This is a genomic window from Stenotrophomonas sp. Sm2128, from assembly GCF_030985535.1.
Classification (GTDB): Bacteria; Pseudomonadota; Gammaproteobacteria; order Xanthomonadales; family Xanthomonadaceae; genus Stenotrophomonas; species Stenotrophomonas maltophilia.
In genome coordinates, this window is the sequence record NZ_JAPTFQ010000099.1 from 1 (window position 1) to 15,556 (window position 15,556).

Below are 15,556 nucleotides of genomic sequence, written 5' to 3' on the forward strand. Positions count from 1 at the left end.
ACGAAGGCCTGCGCTTCGCCATCCGCGAAGGCGGCCGTACCGTCGGCGCCGGCGTGGTCTCGAAGATCATCGAGTAATCTGGTAGTATCTGCGCCCCGATGTTGCCTGGGTAGGGCATCGGGGCGTATCAAATGGGAAAGCAGGCACAGGATGTGCCTTGTGTTCCCCGGACCAGGAAGGGTCAATGCCATTCAGGCGGCGTCAACAGGCGACTGTTGACAGCTGCCTTGCGTGCCATTATGCTTCTACGTCTGGGCAGGCCGGGAAACTGGTCTGCCTACGTTTTTGAGGTCTATGGATTGACCTTGGCGGCCTGCAGGAGTGCGGGCCGTCCGTATTCAGGAATTTCATGGGGCAAAGCAACCCAGAGGCTTTGTCTGTCGCTCTTTTAACGAAGGAACCTACCGCCATGGCGGACCAAAAGATCCGGATCCGGCTGAAAGCGTTCGATCATCGTCTGATCGACCGTTCGGCCAGCGAGATCGTTGAAACGGCAAAGCGGACCGGCGCGCAAGTGCGTGGCCCGATCCCGCTGCCGACCAAGATCGAGCGTTACACCGTTCTCGTCTCCCCGCACGTCGACAAGGACGCGCGTGACCAGTACGAGACCCGCACGCACAAGCGCGTGCTCGATATCGTTGACCCGAATGACAAGACCGTGGACGCGCTGATGAAGCTCGAACTGGCTGCCGGCGTCGACGTTCAGATCAAGCTGACCTGAGGACTACGACCATGACGAAGAAGTATTCGTTGGGCTTCGTGGGCCGCAAGGCTGGCATGAGCCGCGTGTTCACTGAAGATGGCCGCTCCATCCCGGTGACCCTGATCGAAGCAACCCCGAACCGCATCGCGCAGATCAAGACCGTCGAAACCGACGGCTACAGCGCCGTGCAGGTGACCGTCGGCGCGCGTCGCGCTGCCCTGGTCAACAAGCCGGAAGCCGGCCACTTCGCCAAGGCGAAGGTGGAAGCGGGTCGTGGCCTGTGGGAATTCCGCGTTGAAGACGCGCAGCTCGGCGATTTCGCCGTTGGCGGCGAAGTCAAGGCGGACATCTTCGAAGTCGGCCAGATCGTCGACGTCCAGGGTGTCACCAAGGGTAAGGGCTTCCAGGGCACCATCAAGCGCCACAACTTCCGTATGGGCGATGCAACCCACGGTAACTCGCTGTCGCATCGCGCGCCGGGTTCGCTGGGTCAGCGCCAGACCCCGGGTCGCGTTTTCCCGGGCAAGAAGATGTCGGGCCACATGGGCGCGGTGCAGCAGAGCACCCAGAACCTGGAAGTGGTCAAGGTCGACGTCGAGCGCGGTCTGATCGCCGTTCGCGGCGCCGTTCCGGGCGCGGCGGGTGGCGACGTGATCGTCCGTCCGGCGAGCAAGGCATAAGGAGAGATGACGATGGAACTCGTTATCACGGGTAGCAACAACAAGGTCTCGGTCTCCGACGCCGTGTTCGGTCGCGATTTCAGCGAAGATCTGGTCCACCAGGTCGTCGTTGCCTACCGCAACGCCGGTCGCGCCGGCACCAAGGCACAGAAGACTCGCTCCGAAGTGGCTGGTACCACCAAGAAGTCGAAGAAGCAGAAGGGCGGCGGCGCGCGTCATGGCGCACTGACGGCTCCGATCTTCGTCGGCGGCGGTGTCACCTTCGCGGCCAAGCCGCGCAGCTTCGAGCAGAAGGTCAATCGTAAGCAGTACCGTGCCGCCATGTGCGCGATCCTGTCCGAGCTGAACCGTCAGGGCCGTCTGACCATCGTGGAGTCCTTCGATGTCGAAGTGACCAACACGAAGGGTCTGATCGCCAAGCTGGCCGGCCTGGAAGTGGGCAAGCGCCCGCTGATCGTCACCGAAGAAGCGTCCGAGCACCTGTACCTGTCCGCCCGCAATCTGCCGTACGTGCAGGTGCGTGACGTCCAGGGTCTGGATCCGGTCTCGCTGGTGGGTGCCGACACGGTCGTCATCACCGCTGACGCGGTCAAGAAGGTCGAGGAGTGGCTGGCATGAACAGCAACGAAAAAATCTTCAGCGTGCTGCGTGCCCCGCGTGTCTCCGAAAAGACCGCGCGCCTGCAGGAACTCTCCAACCAGTATGTCTTCGAAGTTTCGAACGAAGCCACCAAGGCCGATGTAAAGGCCGCGGTTGAGCAGCTGTTCGACGTCAAGGTCGAAGCCGTCAACGTGGTCAACGTCAAGGGCAAGAACAAGTCCTTCCGTAACCGTGCTGGCCGCCGCGGCGATTGGCGCAAGGCGTACGTTCGCCTGGCCGATGGCCAGTCGATCGATGTAACGGCCAAGGCCTGAGGTACATCCCATGCCATTGATGAAATTCAAGCCCACTTCCCCCGGCCGCCGTTCGGCCGTGCGCGTGGTCACTCCCGATCTGCACAAGGGTGCTCCGCACGCTGCGCTGGTCGAGTCGCAGAGCCGCTCGGGTGGTCGTAACCACCATGGCCGCATCACCGTGCGTCACGTCGGTGGTGGTGCCAAGCAGCACTACCGCATCATCGACTTCAAGCGCAACAAGCTGGGCATCCCGGCGCGCGTGGAACGCATCGAATACGATCCGAACCGCACCGCGCACATCGCTCTGCTGTGCTACGTCGACGGTGAGCGTCGCTACATCATCGCCCCGAAGGGCCTGAAGGCCGGTGATCAGGTGATCGCTGGTTCGGATGCCCCGATCAAGGCTGGCAACACCCTGCCGCTGCGCAACATCCCGGTCGGCACCACCATCCACTGCATCGAACTGAAGCCGGGCAAGGGCGCTCAGATCGCTCGCGCCGCTGGTGCGGCCGTGCAGCTGGTGGCTCGCGAAGGCATCTACGCCACCCTGCGCCTGCGCTCGGGTGAAATGCGCAAGGTTCCGGTCGAGTGCTGCGCCACCATCGGCGAAGTCGGCAACGACGAGCACAGCCTGGAAAAGCTGGGCAAGGCCGGTGCCAAGCGTTGGCGCGGCGTCCGCCCGACCGTTCGTGGTGCTGCCATGAACCCGGTTGACCACCCGCACGGTGGTGGTGAGGCGAAGGCCGGCCAGGGTAACCCGCATCCGGTCACCCCGTGGGGTGTCCCGACCAAGGGTTACAAGACGCGCCATAACAAGCGCACTCAGCAGTTCATCGTCCGCGATCGTAGGGGCTAATCGACCATGGCACGTTCACTCAAGAAGGGCCCGTTCGTCGATCACCACCTCGTCAAGAAGGTGGAGGCCGCTGCGGGCAGCAAGAAGCCGATCAAGACCTGGTCGCGCCGTTCGATGATCCTGCCTGACATGGTAGGCGTCACCATTGCCGTGCATAACGGCAAGAACCACATCCCGGTTCTCGTCAACGAGAACATGGTCGGCCACAAGCTCGGCGAATTTGCCATCACCCGGACCTTCAAGGGTCACGGTGGTGACAAGAAGTCGGGCAAGTAAGGAGAGATGACAATGGAAGCGAAAGCCATCCTGCGCACTGCGCGCATCTCCCCGCAGAAGGCTCGTCTGGTCGCTGACCAGGTGCGCGGTCTGCCGGCCGAGCGTGCGGTCAACCTGCTGAAGTTCTCGGACAAGAAGGCTGCCCACCTGATCAAGAAGGTGGTGGAGTCGGCTATTGCCAATGCCGAGAACAACCAGGGCGCCGACGTCGACGAGCTGAAGGTTCAGACCATCATGGTTGATGAAGGTCCGACCCTGAAGCGTTTCATGGCGCGGGCGAAAGGCCGCGGTACCCGCATCCTCAAGCGCACCAGCCACATCACTGTGGTTGTGGGCGCCGCCAAGTAAGCGGATAAGGAAAAGACCATGGGTCATAAAGTTCATCCGATTGGTATCCGCCTCGGCATTTCCAAGGACTGGAACTCCAAGTGGTACGCCAACAAGGCCGAGTTCGCTGGTTACCTGGCAGCCGACCTGAAAGTGCGCGAAATGCTGCGCAAGAAGCTGGCTCAGGCCGGCATCAGCAAGATCCTGATCGAGCGTCCGGCCAAGACCGCTCGCGTGACGATCCACACCGCCCGTCCGGGCGTGGTGATCGGCAAGCGCGGTGAGGACATCGAGAAGCTGCGCAAGGAAGTGAGCGAGATGATGGGCGTCCCGGCGCACATCAACGTCACCGAAGTGCGCAAGCCGGAACTGGACGCGCAGCTCGTTGCCGAGTCGATCGCCCAGCAGCTGGAGCGTCGCATCATGTTCCGCCGCGCAATGAAGCGCTCGGTCGGCAACGCGATGCGCCTGGGTGCCCTGGGCATCAAGGTCAACGTGGGTGGCCGCCTCAACGGTGCAGAAATCGCCCGTTCGGAGTGGTACCGCGAAGGCCGCGTGCCGCTGCACACCCTGCGTGCCGACATCGACTATGGCTTCGCTGAAGCCAAGACGACCTACGGCATCATCGGCATCAAGGTCTGGATCTACAAGGGCGAGGTCTTCGATTTCTCCCAGGTTGGCCAGGAAAAGCAGGACGACACCCCGTCGCGCAACGATCGTCACGATCGCGGCGACCGTGGTGACCGTCAGCGCCCGGCCCGTGAAGCGAGGTAACGACAATGTTGCAACCCAAGCGAACCAAGTACCGCAAGGTACACAAGGGCCGTAACGATGGCCTGAGCTGGAGCGCCAACGCTGTCAGCTTCGGCGAATACGGCCTGAAGGCAACCGCACACGGTCAGCTGACCGCGCGTCAGATCGAAGCGGCCCGCCGCTCGATCAGCCGCTACGTCAAGCGCGGCGGCAAGATGTGGATCCGCGTGTTCCCCGACAAGCCCATCACCAAGAAGCCCATCGAAGTCCGAATGGGTTCTGGTAAGGGTAACGTGGAATACTGGGTGGCCCAGATCCAGCCCGGCCGCATGATCTATGAAATCGAGGGTGTTTCCGAGGAAGTGGCTCGCGAGGCGTTCCGCCTGGCCGCCGCCAAGCTCTCGGTCACCACCACTTTCGTGACCCGTACGGTGCGCTGATGGATATCAAAACTCTCCGTGAAAAGTCGGCTGACGAACTCAAGGCCCACCTGATCGACCTGCGTAAGGAACAGTTCTCTGTCCGTATGCAGCAGGTCACCGGCCAGCTGCCGAAGACCCACGACATTCGCCGGGTCCGTCGCGAGATTGCTCGCGTCAAGACCCTGCTCGGCAGCACGAAGTAAGGATGGCCGCTATGAGCGACAATACTGAAAAGAAGACGCTGCGCACGGTCGAAGGCCGTGTCGTCAGCAACAAGATGGACAAGACGGTTACCGTCCTGGTTGAGCGTCAGGTCAAGCACGCGCTGTACGGCAAGTACATCAAGCGCTCGACGAAGCTGCACGCCCACGATGCCGACAACGCCTGCAAGGAAGGCGATGTCGTCCGCGTGACCGAGATTGCTCCGATGTCCAAGACCAAGAACTGGCGCGTGGTGGAAGTCATCACGCGCGCGGCTGAATAAGGAGCTGAATCATGATCCAGATGCAGAGCTACCTTGACGTCGCGGACAATTCGGGTGCCAAGCAGGTGATGTGCTTCAAGGTGCTGGGTGGTTCCAAGCGCCGTTACGCCGGCATCGGCGACATCATCAAGGTCACCGTGAAGGATGCGATTCCGCGCGGCAAGGTCAAGAAGGGTGAAGTGTATGACGCCGTCGTGGTGCGTACCCGCAAGGGTGTGCGTCGCGCCGACGGCTCGCTGATCCGCTTCGACGGCAACGCTGCCGTTCTGCTGAACAGCAAGCAGGAGCCGATCGGTACCCGTATCTTCGGGCCGGTGACCCGTGAACTTCGTTCGGAGAAGTTCATGAAGATCGTCTCGCTCGCTCCCGAAGTGCTGTGAGCGACAGGAGATAATCATGGCTAACCGTATCAAGAAGGGCGACCAGGTTGTCGTCAACGCTGGCAAGGACAAGGGCAAGCAGGGCGAAGTCGTCCGCGTCGACGGCGACCGTGTGGTCGTCGCCAACGTGAACATCGTCAAGCGCCACACCAAGCCGAACCCGCAGGCAGGTGTTGCCGGCGGCGTGGTCGAGCGCGAAGCTTCGATCCATATCTCCAACGTGAATGTTCTGAACCCGGCTTCGGGCAAGGGCGAACGCGTTGGCTTCAAGGTGCTGGAGGATGGACGCAAACTGCGTGTGTTCCGCTCCAGCGGTGAGGCGCTCGACGCCTGAGGAATGAGAAGATGAGTTCCCGTCTCGAAAAGTTCTACAAGGACGAAGTGGTGCCGGCGCTGATGAAGCAGTTCGGCTACACCAATCCGATGGAAGTGCCGAAGCTGGTCAAGGTCACCCTGAACATGGGTGTCGGCGAAGCGGCCACCAACAAGAAGATCCTGGAAAACGCCGTCGGCGACATGACCAAGATTTCCGGCCAGAAGCCGGTTGTCACCAAGTCGCGTGTGTCGGTTGCGTCGTTCAAGATCCGCGATGGTTGGCCGATCGGCTGCAAGACCACGCTGCGTCGCCACAAGATGTACGAGTTCCTGGATCGCCTGATCAACATCTCGCTGCCGCGCGTGCGCGACTTCCGTGGTGTTTCCGGTCGTTCCTTCGACGGCCGCGGCAACTTCAACATGGGTGTGAAGGAGCAGATCATCTTCCCGGAAATCGACTTCGACGCCGTCGACGCGATCCGCGGTATGGATATCGCCATCACCACCACTGCGAAGACCGACGCGGAAGCGAAGGCGCTGCTGGCAGCGTTCAAGTTCCCGTTCCGTAACTGATCTGTCGAGGAAACCGAAATGGCAAAGACCTCCATGGTCAACCGCGACATCAAGCGGGAAAAGCTGGCAAAGAAGTACGCTGAAAAGCGTGCAGCTCTGAAGAAGATCGTGTCCTCCGTGGACGCGACCTACGAAGAGAAGATCGACGCCGCAACCAAGCTGGCCAAGCTGCCGCGCGATTCGTCGCCGAGCCGCCAGCGCAACCGTTGCGAGCTGTCGGGTCGTCCGCGTGGCGTCTACAGCAAGTTCGGCCTGGGCCGTAACAAGCTGCGTGAAGCCACCATGCGTGGCGACGTCCCGGGTCTGCGCAAGGCCAGCTGGTAATCCCAGCCGGCCCTGCGATCAGGAGCCCCTTCGGGGGTTCCTGAACCGGGCAGGGGAGGCATTCAGCTTTCCCGATGCAAAAAAACCGAAGAGCCCGGCGCAAGCCGGGCTCTTTTGGCGTATACTCCCGCGTCTTGCCCTGTGCAGACGGGGTTGTAGGAGTGGGCTTCCGGCCCGCTGCAACAAGGGACCTGGCCCGTTTCCAGGAGACAACAGATTTTCGCGAAAGCGGATATCGGTGCACTCAAAGGTACTCATATGAGCATGACTGATCCCATCGCCGACCTGCTGGTCCGCATCAAGAATGCGGCCGCGGTTGGCAAGCAGACGGTGAAAGCCCCGTCGTCCAAGATCAAGGTTGCGATTGCCCAGGTCCTGAAGGACGAGGGTTACATCACCGACCTGCGCGTGACCCAGCTGGAAAACAACAAGTCCGAGCTGGAAATCGTGCTGAAGTATTTCGAAGGCAAGCCGGTCATCGCGACCCTGAAGCGCTTCTCGCGTTCGGGCCTGCGCCAGTACCGCGGCAAGAGCGAGCTGCCGAAGGTCATGAACGGCCTGGGTATCTCCATCATTTCCACCTCCAAGGGCATCATGACTGATGCGCAGGCGCGCCAGCTGGGCGTCGGCGGCGAAGTCCTGTGCTTCGTGGCCTAAGGCGAAAGGAGTAGAACTATGTCCCGCGTAGCCAAGAAGCCGATCGACCTGGGTAAGGTTGAACTGAACGTCCAGTCGGACAGCGTCACCGCCAAGGGCCCGAAGGGCACCCTGTCGCTGGCCAAGCCGGCCGGTATTGCCATCAACGTCGACAACGGCGTTGCCACCCTGAGCACCGAGAACGCCGACCTGGTCGCACTGACCGGTACCGTGCGTGCGATCCTGTCCAACATGGTCAAGGGCGTGTCCGAAGGCTTCGAGCGCAAGCTGGAGCTGGTCGGCGTGGGTTACCGCGCTGCCATGCAGGGCAAGGACCTGAGCCTGTCGCTGGGCTTCTCGCACCCGGTCGTGTTCGTGGCGCCGGAAGGCATCACCCTGTCGACCCCGACCCAGACCGAGATCCTGGTCCAGGGCGCTGACAAGCAGGTCGTCGGTGAAGTTGCCGCCAAGATCCGTGCGTTCCGCAAGCCGGAGCCGTACAAGGGCAAGGGCGTGAAGTACTCCGACGAAGTCATCATCCGTAAGGAAGCCAAGAAGGCATAAGCGCGAGTCCCTCGCAAGAGCCCGCACATCCCTGTGCGGACTTCTCAGGGAAAAGCTCTTCCTTCAGCTTTCAAGGAATAATCAAAATGAACAAGAACATCGCCCGCCTGCGTCGCGCCAAGTCGACCCGCGCCCACATCCGTGAGCTCGGCGTCGCCCGCCTGTCGGTGCTGCGCACCGGCCAGCACCTGTACGCCCAGGTCTTCACCGCCGACGGTTCCAAGGTGCTGGCTGCCGCCAACACCACCCAGACCGACGTCATGGAAGGCCTGAAGAACGGCAAGAACGCCGATGCCGCCGCCAAGGTTGGCCGCATCGTCGCCGAGCGCGCCAAGGCCGCCGGCGTCGAGAAGGTTGCCTTCGATCGTTCGGGCTACCGCTACCACGGCCGCATCAAGGCCCTGGCAGAAGCGGCCCGCGAAGCCGGTCTGCAGTTCTAAGGGACAAGGGCAGGGGGCCATTGGCCTCCTGCCTGCCTGCTCGCCAGCCTGAGTGAGGCTGGACGGCGCCGCTCTTCTGCAGCGGCCCACCGGAACGCCGCGTCACGCCACAACCATAAGCGGCTTCGAGCCGTACATACCCAAACAACCAAGGAATCAACATGGCAGAAGAGCGTCAGCAGCGGGGTCGCGATCGCGACCGTAACCGCGAAGAGAAGATCGACGACGGCATGATCGAAAAGCTGGTCGCGGTCAACCGCGTCAGCAAGACCGTCAAGGGTGGCCGCCAGTTCACCTTCACCGCCCTGACCGTTGTCGGCGACGGCGAAGGCAAGGTCGGTTTCGGTTATGGCAAGGCCCGCGAAGTGCCGGTCGCCATCCAGAAGTCGATGGAACAGGCCCGCAAGAACCTGGTCAGCGTTGACCTGAACAACGGCACCCTGTGGCACACCATCAAGGATGGTCACGGCGCAGCCCGCGTGTTCATGCAGCCGGCTTCGGAAGGTACCGGCGTCATCGCCGGCGGTGCCATGCGCGCCGTGCTGGAAGCGGTTGGCGTGAAGAACGTGCTGGCCAAGGCCACCGGTTCGCGCAACCCGATCAACCTGGTGCGTGCCACCGTGAAGGGCCTGTCTGCTGCGCAGTCGCCGGCCCGCATCGCGGCCAAGCGCGGCAAGAAGGTGGAGGAACTCAACCATGGCTAATGAGTCCAACAAGACTGTCAAGGTCCGCCTGGTGCGTGGCCTGCGTGGCACCCAGTCGCGTCACCGCCTGTCGGTGCGTGCCCTGGGCCTGAACAAGCTCAACGATGTGCGTGAACTGAAGGACAGCCCGCAGGTGCGCGGCCTGATCAACAAGGTTCAGTACCTCGTCCAGGTTGAGGAGTAATCGACCATGACTCTGCGTCTCAATGAACTGAGCCCGGCACCGGGCGCCCGCACCGAGCGTACCCGCGTCGGTCGCGGTATCGGCTCGGGCCTGGGCAAGACTGCCGGCCGCGGCCACAAGGGTTCGTTCGCCCGCAAGGGTGGCGGCAAGATCAAGGCTGGCTTCGAAGGCGGCCAGACCCCCATGCAGCGTCGTCTGCCGAAGATCGGCTTCCGTTCGCCGATCGCCAAGGACACCGCTGAAGTGCTGCTGTACGCGCTGGACAAGCTGCCGGCCGGTGAGATCGACTTCGCCGCCCTGCGTGCTGCCAAGCTGGTCCCGAGCACTGCCAAGAAGGCCAAGGTCGTCGTCAAGGGCGAAGTGACCAAGGCGTTCACCCTGAAGGGTATTGCTGCCACGGCGGGTGCCAAGGCCGCGATCGAAGCTGCCGGCGGCAGCGTAACGGAGTAAGAAAATCATGGCGCAAGCTGGCATCGGTAACCTCGCGGGCGGAATGGGCAAGTTCACTGAACTTCGCCAACGTTTGCTGTTCGTCGTCGGGGCTTTGATCGTCTATCGCATCGGCTGCTACGTGCCGGTGCCGGGCGTCAATCCCGATGCCATGCTTGCCATGATGCAACAGCAGGGCGGCGGCATCGTGGACATGTTCAACATGTTCTCGGGCGGCGCCCTGCACCGTTTCAGCATCTTCGCGCTGAACGTGATGCCGTACATCTCGGCATCGATCGTGATGCAGCTGGCCGTGCACATCTTCCCCGCCCTGAAGGCGATGCAGAAGGAAGGTGAGTCCGGCCGCCGCAAGATCACCCAGTATTCGCGCATCGGCGCCGTGCTGCTGGCAGTGGTGCAGGGCGGCTCGATCGCGCTGGCCCTGCAGGGCCAGGTCTCGCCGTCGGGCGCTCCGGTCGTGTACGCGCCGGGCATGGGCTTCGTGCTCACCGCCGTGGTCGCGCTGACCGCCGGCACCATGTTCCTGATGTGGGTCGGTGAGCAGGTCACCGAGCGCGGCATCGGCAACGGCGTGTCGCTGATCATCTTCGCCGGTATCGTCGCAGGCCTGCCGGGTGCGATCATCCACACCTTCGACGCCTACCGCGACGGCAACATCCAGTTCATCCAGCTGCTGCTGATCGCCATCGTCGTGCTCGCCTTCACCTTCTTCGTGGTGTTCGTCGAGCGTGGCCAGCGCCGGATCACGGTCAACTACGCGCGCCGCCAGGGCGGTCGCAACGCGTACATGAACCAGACCTCGTTCCTGCCGCTGAAGCTCAACATGGCCGGCGTCATCCCGGCGATCTTCGCCTCGAGCCTGCTGGCGTTCCCGGCCACCCTGGCCATGTGGTCCGGCCAGGCTGCCAACCAGAGCAGCTTCGGCCAGGTCCTGCAGAAGGTGGCCAATGCTCTCGGCCCGGGCGAGCCGCTGCACATGATCGTGTTCGCTGCGCTGATCACCGGTTTCGCGTTCTTCTATACCGCGCTGGTGTTCAACTCGCAGGAAACCGCCGACAACCTGAAGAAGTCGGGCGCGCTGATTCCGGGCATCCGTCCGGGCAAGGCCACCGCCGATTACATCGACGGCGTGCTGACCCGCCTGACCGCAGCCGGCTCGGCCTACCTGGTGATCGTCTGCCTGCTGCCGGAACTGATGCGCACGCAGCTGAACGCCTCGTTCTACTTCGGTGGTACTTCGCTGCTGATCGTGGTGGTGGTGGTGATGGACTTCATCGCCCAGGTGCAGGCGCACCTGATGTCCCACCAGTACGAGAGCCTGCTGAAGAAGGCCAACCTGAAGGGCGGCAACCGCGGCGGTTTTGCCCGCGGCTGATTGGCCTGTTATACTTTCGTCTTCCTGACGTGATGGTCCCTCCGCTTCGCGGACTCCGGCCACACAAACGAAGGGCGGCCCCCGCAGCGGTTCCGGGTGGGGGTGTGATGAGGTGGTCCCGCGCTGGAGTAGCGCGGGCGGCCCCGGGGGAAACCCCAGGTCCAACCCCATCCGGCGCCGGAGCCTGGGCACACTCCCCAGGCCGGGTTCATGAAACCAATGGTTTCACGGGCTTCCATGTAAACCGGAACCTTGTTAGTATCGCTAGTTCACTTTTTTGATCCATCCTGCCGGATTGGCGTGCCCGAGGCGCGCTGTCGGCCATCACTCAGCTGGAGAACCGCGTCATGGCGCGTATTGCAGGCGTCAACCTGCCAGCCCAGAAGCATGTCTGGGTCGGGTTGCAAAGCATTTACGGCATCGGCCGTACCCGTTCGAAGAAGGTCTGCGAAGTCGCAGGCGTTGCTTCGACCACCAAGATCCGCGATCTGTCGGAGCCGGAAATCGAGCGCCTGCGCGCCGAAGTCGGCAAGTACATCGTGGAAGGCGATCTGCGCCGTGAGATCGGCATCGCGATCAAGCGCCTGATGGACCTGGGCTGCTACCGCGGCCTGCGTCACCGTCGTGGCCTCCCGCTGCGTGGCCAGCGCACCCGTACCAACGCCCGCACCCGCAAGGGTCCGCGCAAGGCGATCAAGAAGTAAGGGACTGAGAAATGGCTAAGCCCGCTGCTAAGACCAAGAAGAAGATCAAGCGCGTCGTCACCGACGGCGTTGCCCACGTCCACGCTTCGTTCAACAACACCATCGTCACCATCACCGACCGTCAGGGCAACGCTCTGTCGTGGGCGACCTCCGGTGGCGCTGGCTTCCGCGGTTCGCGCAAGTCGACCCCGTTCGCTGCCCAGGTGGCCGCTGAAAAGGCCGGTCGTGCTGCGCTGGACTACGGCGTGAAGTCGCTGGAAGTCCGCATCAAGGGCCCGGGTCCGGGCCGTGAGTCGGCCGTGCGTTCGTTGAACAACGTCGGCTACAAGATCACCAACATCATCGACGTGACGCCTATCCCGCACAACGGGTGCCGTCCGCCGAAGAAGCGTCGCGTCTAAAGGGAGCGATAAGAAATGGCTCGTTATATCGGTCCTACCTGTAAGCTCGCCCGTCGCGAAGGCGCCGACCTGTCCCTGAAGAGCCCGGCGCGTGCGCTGGACTCGAAGTGCAAGCTGGAGCAGAAGCCCGGCCAGCACGGCGCCACTGCCCGCAAGGGCAAGCTGTCCGACTACGCCACCCAGCTGCGTGAAAAGCAGAAGGTCAAGCGTATCTACGGCCTGCTGGAGCGTCAGTTCCGCAACTACTACAAGAAGGCCTCGACCAAGAAGGGCAACACCGGCGAGAACCTGCTGCAGCTGCTGGAAACCCGCTTGGACAACGTCGTCTACCGCATGGGCTTCGCCGTGACCCGTCCGGCTGCCCGTCAGCTGGTGTCGCACCGCGGCGTCACCGTGAATGGCAAGTCGGTCAACCTGGCTTCGTACCAGGTCAAGGCTGGCGACGCCATCGCTCTGTCTGAAAAGGCTGCCAAGCAGCTGCGCGTCCAGGAAGCCCTGACCGTCGCCGCCCAGCATGACCTGAGCCCGTCGTGGGTTGAAGTGGATTCCGGCAAGTTCACCGGCATCTTCAAGGCTGTTCCGGATCGTTCGGATCTGCCTGCGGACATCAACGAAGCGCTGATCGTCGAGCTGTATTCGAAGTAATTCACATTGGAGAGCCCCCGGCGACGGCCGGGGGTTCACTAGGAGAACCCGCAACATGACGGTTACCGCCAACCAGGTTCTGCGTCCTCGCGGTCCGCAGATCGAACGCCTTACCGACACCCGTGCAAAGGTCGTTATCGAACCTTTGGAGCGGGGTTACGGGCATACGCTGGGTAATGCCCTGCGTCGCGTGCTGCTGTCGTCCATCCCGGGCTTCGCCATCACGGAAGTCGAAATCGACGGCGTGTTGCATGAGTACACCACGGTCGAAGGTCTGCAGGAGGACGTGCTCGAAGTCCTGCTGAACCTCAAGGACGTGGCCATCCGTATGCACTCCGGCGACAGCGCCACCCTGTCCCTGTCCAAGCAGGGCCCGGGCGTTGTCACCGCTGCCGACATCAAGGTCGACCACAATGTGGAGATCCTGAACGGCGACCATGTGATCTGCCACCTGACCAAGGACACGGCAATCAACATGCGTCTGAAGATCGAACGTGGTTTCGGCTACCAGCCGGCTGCCGCGCGTCGTCGTCCGGACGAAGAAACCCGTGCCATCGGCCGCCTGGTCCTGGATGCCTCGTTCTCGCCGGTCCGCCGCGTCGCCTATGCCGTGGAAGCGGCCCGCGTCGAACAGCGTACCGACCTGGACAAGCTGGTCATCGATATCGAGACCAACGGCACCATCGACGCCGAGGAAGCCGTGCGCACCGCCGCCGACATCCTCAGCGACCAGCTGTCGGTGTTCGGTGACTTCACCCACCGCGACCGCGGTGCGGCCAAGCCGGCAAACAACGGCGTGGATCCGGTGCTGCTGCGCCCGATCGACGATCTGGAGCTGACCGTGCGTTCGGCCAACTGCCTGAAGGCTGAAAGCATCTACTACATCGGCGATCTGATCCAGAAGACCGAAGTGGAGCTGCTGAAGACCCCGAACCTGGGCAAGAAGTCGCTCACCGAGATCAAGGAAGTGCTGGCTCAGCGCGGCCTGTCGCTCGGCATGAAGCTGGAGAACTGGCCGCCGGCCGGTGTCGCCAGCCACGGCATGCTGGGCTGAGATCGGTAATGCCTGAAGGCTCCACCGTTCGCGGTGGGGCCTTCAACGCAACACACCATGCCATGACGAACCACAGGTTCGCGCGGCAGGTCGTCCAGGACGGGCGGCCAGGACCATCCGCAGTCCGCGCAGCAACGCCAGGATGGCGACAACGATCCACACAGCCACATCATTAACCAAGGAATATCACCATGCGTCACCAGAAGTCTGGCCGTAAGTTCAGCCGCACCAGCGCCCACCGCGAAGCGATGTTCAAGAACATGGCCGCCTCGCTGTTCAAGCACGAGCTGATCAAGACCACCCTGCCGAAGGCCAAGGAACTGCGCCGCGTTGCCGAGCCGCTGATCACCCTGGCCAAGGTCGACTCCGTCGCCAACCGCCGTCTGGCCTTCGCCCGCCTGCGCGACAACGAAGCCGTGGGCAACCTGTTCACCATCCTGGGCCCGCGCTACGCGAGCCGTCCGGGCGGCTACCTGCGCCTGCTGAAGTGCGGCTTCCGCGCCGGCGACAACGCGCCGATGGCCTACGTCGAGCTGGTTGACCGTCCGGTCGTGGCCGAGGAAGTGGCCGAGTAATCGGACCGCTCCAACGCGACACAGCGAAAGCCCGGCCTTTGCCGGGCTTTTGCGTTTCCAGGGCTCGGATGCCTTTCCGCAGGAAAGGGCCCTGACCCCGGGCAGGCAGCACCGCAGGCCAGAGCCCTTTGCATTCGCACTGGGATCTGACCCGCACCGTTCCGACAGGCGTCACCTGTGGCGGTTCGAATGGCACGCACTCTCGGTTACGCTTGGCGCCTGATCCATTTGAGCGTTGACGATGAATCCACTGCGCTGGCCCTTCCGCGCCCAGTTCTTGCTGGGCTTCCTGATCTGCGCGGGCCTGCTTGGCTACGCGATCTTCCTGCAGTTGAAGATGGGCCTGGAGCCGTGTCCGCTGTGCATCTTCCAGCGCCTGGCCTTTGCCGCGCTCGGCCTGCTGTTCCTGATCGGTGCGCTGCACGGGCCCTCCAATCGCCCGGGACGCGCGACCTATGGCGTGCTGGCGTTCATTGCCGCCGCAGTGGGTGCCGGCATTGCCGCGCGCCACGTCTACGTGCAGATGCTGCCGCCGGAAATGGGCTCCACCTGTGGCCCGCCGCTGGCGTTCCTGAGCGAGACCATGGGGCCGCTGGAAGTATTCCGCACGGTACTGACCGGTACCGGCAACTGCGGCAACATCGACTGGACCTTCCTGGGCCTGACCATGCCGATGTGGTCGGGCGTGTGGTTCGTGCTGCTGGCGTTGTGGGCGCTGGTGGTGTCGCTGGGCAAGGTCAAGCGCTGAAAGCGAAACGGGGTCGGGTCCCTTGGCATCGCAAAGGGCTCTGACCCCAATCGTTGACGAAGGGTAGTGGGGGGGGGGGGGGGGGGG

Annotated in this window: 28 protein-coding genes and 1 pseudogene; all 29 read left to right on the forward strand. The window is 62.9% G+C overall.

Annotated elements, in window-relative coordinates:
- A pseudogene (locus tag O0K41_RS20180) lies at positions 1–77 on the forward strand (elongation factor Tu); the annotation flags it as partial.
- Positions 78–409: 332 nt separating this feature from the next.
- Entirely contained in the window at positions 410–721 is a 312-nt protein-coding gene (gene rpsJ, locus O0K41_RS20185) for a 30S ribosomal protein S10 (RefSeq protein ID WP_005408208.1), read from the forward strand.
- Between the two features lie 11 nt (positions 722–732).
- The gene (rplC, locus tag O0K41_RS20190) at positions 733–1,383 is read left to right on the forward strand and encodes a 50S ribosomal protein L3 (protein WP_004145336.1); all 651 of its coding nucleotides are present in this window, start codon (positions 733–735) and stop codon (positions 1,381–1,383) included.
- Between the two features lie 12 nt (positions 1,384–1,395).
- Positions 1,396–2,001 carry a 50S ribosomal protein L4 gene (gene rplD, locus O0K41_RS20195; protein WP_004145337.1) on the forward strand — a complete coding sequence of 202 codons (606 nt, stop codon included), beginning with the start codon at positions 1,396–1,398 and terminating at the stop codon, positions 1,999–2,001.
- Positions 1,998–2,297: a 50S ribosomal protein L23 gene (rplW, locus tag O0K41_RS20200; RefSeq protein WP_004145338.1), complete on the forward strand. Its 300-nt coding sequence runs from the start codon at positions 1,998–2,000 to the stop codon at positions 2,295–2,297. The genes rplD and rplW overlap by 4 nt, the downstream gene beginning before the upstream one ends.
- Before the next feature lie 10 nt (positions 2,298–2,307).
- Positions 2,308–3,135, forward strand: coding sequence for a 50S ribosomal protein L2 (rplB, locus tag O0K41_RS20205; protein WP_004145339.1), 828 nt, complete (start codon positions 2,308–2,310; stop codon positions 3,133–3,135).
- Positions 3,136–3,141: 6 nt separating this feature from the next.
- Positions 3,142–3,411 (forward strand): 30S ribosomal protein S19, encoded by a 270-nt coding sequence (rpsS, locus tag O0K41_RS20210; protein WP_004154485.1) that lies wholly within the window; start codon positions 3,142–3,144, stop codon positions 3,409–3,411.
- Positions 3,412–3,423: 12 nt separating this feature from the next.
- Positions 3,424–3,759 carry a 50S ribosomal protein L22 gene (gene rplV / locus O0K41_RS20215; protein WP_004145348.1) on the forward strand — a complete coding sequence of 112 codons (336 nt, stop codon included), beginning with the start codon at positions 3,424–3,426 and terminating at the stop codon, positions 3,757–3,759.
- A gap of 18 nt (positions 3,760–3,777) precedes the next feature.
- A complete protein-coding gene (gene rpsC, locus O0K41_RS20220; protein WP_004145350.1) occupies positions 3,778–4,512 on the forward strand; it encodes a 30S ribosomal protein S3 in 735 nt (244 codons plus the stop codon).
- A 5-nt stretch (positions 4,513–4,517) separates the two neighbouring features.
- Positions 4,518–4,931 carry a 50S ribosomal protein L16 gene (gene rplP / locus O0K41_RS20225; protein ID WP_004154486.1) on the forward strand — a complete coding sequence of 138 codons (414 nt, stop codon included), beginning with the start codon at positions 4,518–4,520 and terminating at the stop codon, positions 4,929–4,931.
- Positions 4,931–5,116 carry a 50S ribosomal protein L29 gene (gene rpmC / locus O0K41_RS20230; protein ID WP_004154487.1) on the forward strand — a complete coding sequence of 62 codons (186 nt, stop codon included), beginning with the start codon at positions 4,931–4,933 and terminating at the stop codon, positions 5,114–5,116. The genes rplP and rpmC overlap by 1 nt, the downstream gene beginning before the upstream one ends.
- Positions 5,117–5,127: 11 nt before the next feature.
- Positions 5,128–5,397, forward strand: coding sequence for a 30S ribosomal protein S17 (rpsQ, locus tag O0K41_RS20235; protein ID WP_004154489.1), 270 nt, complete (start codon positions 5,128–5,130; stop codon positions 5,395–5,397).
- Between the two features lie 11 nt (positions 5,398–5,408).
- Positions 5,409–5,777 carry a 50S ribosomal protein L14 gene (rplN, locus tag O0K41_RS20240; protein WP_004145357.1) on the forward strand — a complete coding sequence of 123 codons (369 nt, stop codon included), beginning with the start codon at positions 5,409–5,411 and terminating at the stop codon, positions 5,775–5,777.
- Between the two features lie 16 nt (positions 5,778–5,793).
- Positions 5,794–6,111 (forward strand): 50S ribosomal protein L24, encoded by a 318-nt coding sequence (gene rplX, locus O0K41_RS20245; protein ID WP_004154490.1) that lies wholly within the window; start codon positions 5,794–5,796, stop codon positions 6,109–6,111.
- Between the two features lie 11 nt (positions 6,112–6,122).
- On the forward strand, positions 6,123–6,665 hold the full coding sequence (gene rplE, locus O0K41_RS20250) for a 50S ribosomal protein L5 (RefSeq protein ID WP_004154491.1): 543 nt from the start codon (positions 6,123–6,125) through the stop codon (positions 6,663–6,665).
- A gap of 18 nt (positions 6,666–6,683) precedes the next feature.
- Positions 6,684–6,989, forward strand: coding sequence for a 30S ribosomal protein S14 (rpsN, locus tag O0K41_RS20255; protein ID WP_005408209.1), 306 nt, complete (start codon positions 6,684–6,686; stop codon positions 6,987–6,989).
- 258 nt (positions 6,990–7,247) lie between these two features.
- On the forward strand, positions 7,248–7,646 hold the full coding sequence (gene rpsH, locus O0K41_RS20260; protein ID WP_005408210.1) for a 30S ribosomal protein S8: 399 nt from the start codon (positions 7,248–7,250) through the stop codon (positions 7,644–7,646).
- An 18-nt stretch (positions 7,647–7,664) separates the two neighbouring features.
- Complete coding sequence (rplF, locus tag O0K41_RS20265) at positions 7,665–8,189, forward strand: 50S ribosomal protein L6 (RefSeq protein ID WP_005408211.1); 525 nt, start codon at positions 7,665–7,667, stop codon at positions 8,187–8,189.
- Between the two features lie 80 nt (positions 8,190–8,269).
- A complete protein-coding gene (gene rplR, locus O0K41_RS20270; protein ID WP_024957318.1) occupies positions 8,270–8,629 on the forward strand; it encodes a 50S ribosomal protein L18 in 360 nt (119 codons plus the stop codon).
- A 161-nt stretch (positions 8,630–8,790) separates the two neighbouring features.
- Positions 8,791–9,333, forward strand: coding sequence for a 30S ribosomal protein S5 (gene rpsE, locus O0K41_RS20275; RefSeq protein WP_005408213.1), 543 nt, complete (start codon positions 8,791–8,793; stop codon positions 9,331–9,333).
- Positions 9,326–9,517 carry a 50S ribosomal protein L30 gene (gene rpmD, locus O0K41_RS20280; protein WP_005408214.1) on the forward strand — a complete coding sequence of 64 codons (192 nt, stop codon included), beginning with the start codon at positions 9,326–9,328 and terminating at the stop codon, positions 9,515–9,517. Before rpsE ends, rpmD begins: the two co-directional genes overlap by 8 nt.
- A 6-nt stretch (positions 9,518–9,523) precedes the next feature.
- Positions 9,524–9,967: a 50S ribosomal protein L15 gene (gene rplO, locus O0K41_RS20285; protein ID WP_004154498.1), complete on the forward strand. Its 444-nt coding sequence runs from the start codon at positions 9,524–9,526 to the stop codon at positions 9,965–9,967.
- Positions 9,968–9,974: 7 nt separating this feature from the next.
- Positions 9,975–11,342 carry a preprotein translocase subunit SecY gene (gene secY / locus O0K41_RS20290; protein WP_005408215.1) on the forward strand — a complete coding sequence of 456 codons (1,368 nt, stop codon included), beginning with the start codon at positions 9,975–9,977 and terminating at the stop codon, positions 11,340–11,342.
- A 347-nt stretch (positions 11,343–11,689) separates the two neighbouring features.
- Entirely contained in the window at positions 11,690–12,046 is a 357-nt protein-coding gene (rpsM, locus tag O0K41_RS20295) for a 30S ribosomal protein S13 (protein ID WP_004154500.1), read from the forward strand.
- An 11-nt stretch (positions 12,047–12,057) separates the two neighbouring features.
- Entirely contained in the window at positions 12,058–12,447 is a 390-nt protein-coding gene (gene rpsK, locus O0K41_RS20300; RefSeq protein WP_004145443.1) for a 30S ribosomal protein S11, read from the forward strand.
- Positions 12,448–12,462: 15 nt separating this feature from the next.
- Positions 12,463–13,092, forward strand: a complete 630-nt coding sequence (gene rpsD / locus O0K41_RS20305; protein ID WP_004145446.1) for a 30S ribosomal protein S4 — start codon at positions 12,463–12,465, stop codon at positions 13,090–13,092.
- Between the two features lie 55 nt (positions 13,093–13,147).
- Entirely contained in the window at positions 13,148–14,146 is a 999-nt protein-coding gene (rpoA, locus tag O0K41_RS20310) for a DNA-directed RNA polymerase subunit alpha (protein ID WP_005408216.1), read from the forward strand.
- 191 nt (positions 14,147–14,337) lie between these two features.
- Positions 14,338–14,721, forward strand: a complete 384-nt coding sequence (gene rplQ / locus O0K41_RS20315; protein WP_164223157.1) for a 50S ribosomal protein L17 — start codon at positions 14,338–14,340, stop codon at positions 14,719–14,721.
- 241 nt (positions 14,722–14,962) lie between these two features.
- Positions 14,963–15,469 (forward strand): disulfide bond formation protein B, encoded by a 507-nt coding sequence (locus tag O0K41_RS20320; RefSeq protein WP_005412342.1) that lies wholly within the window; start codon positions 14,963–14,965, stop codon positions 15,467–15,469.
- The last annotated feature ends 87 nt before the right edge of the window (positions 15,470–15,556 follow it).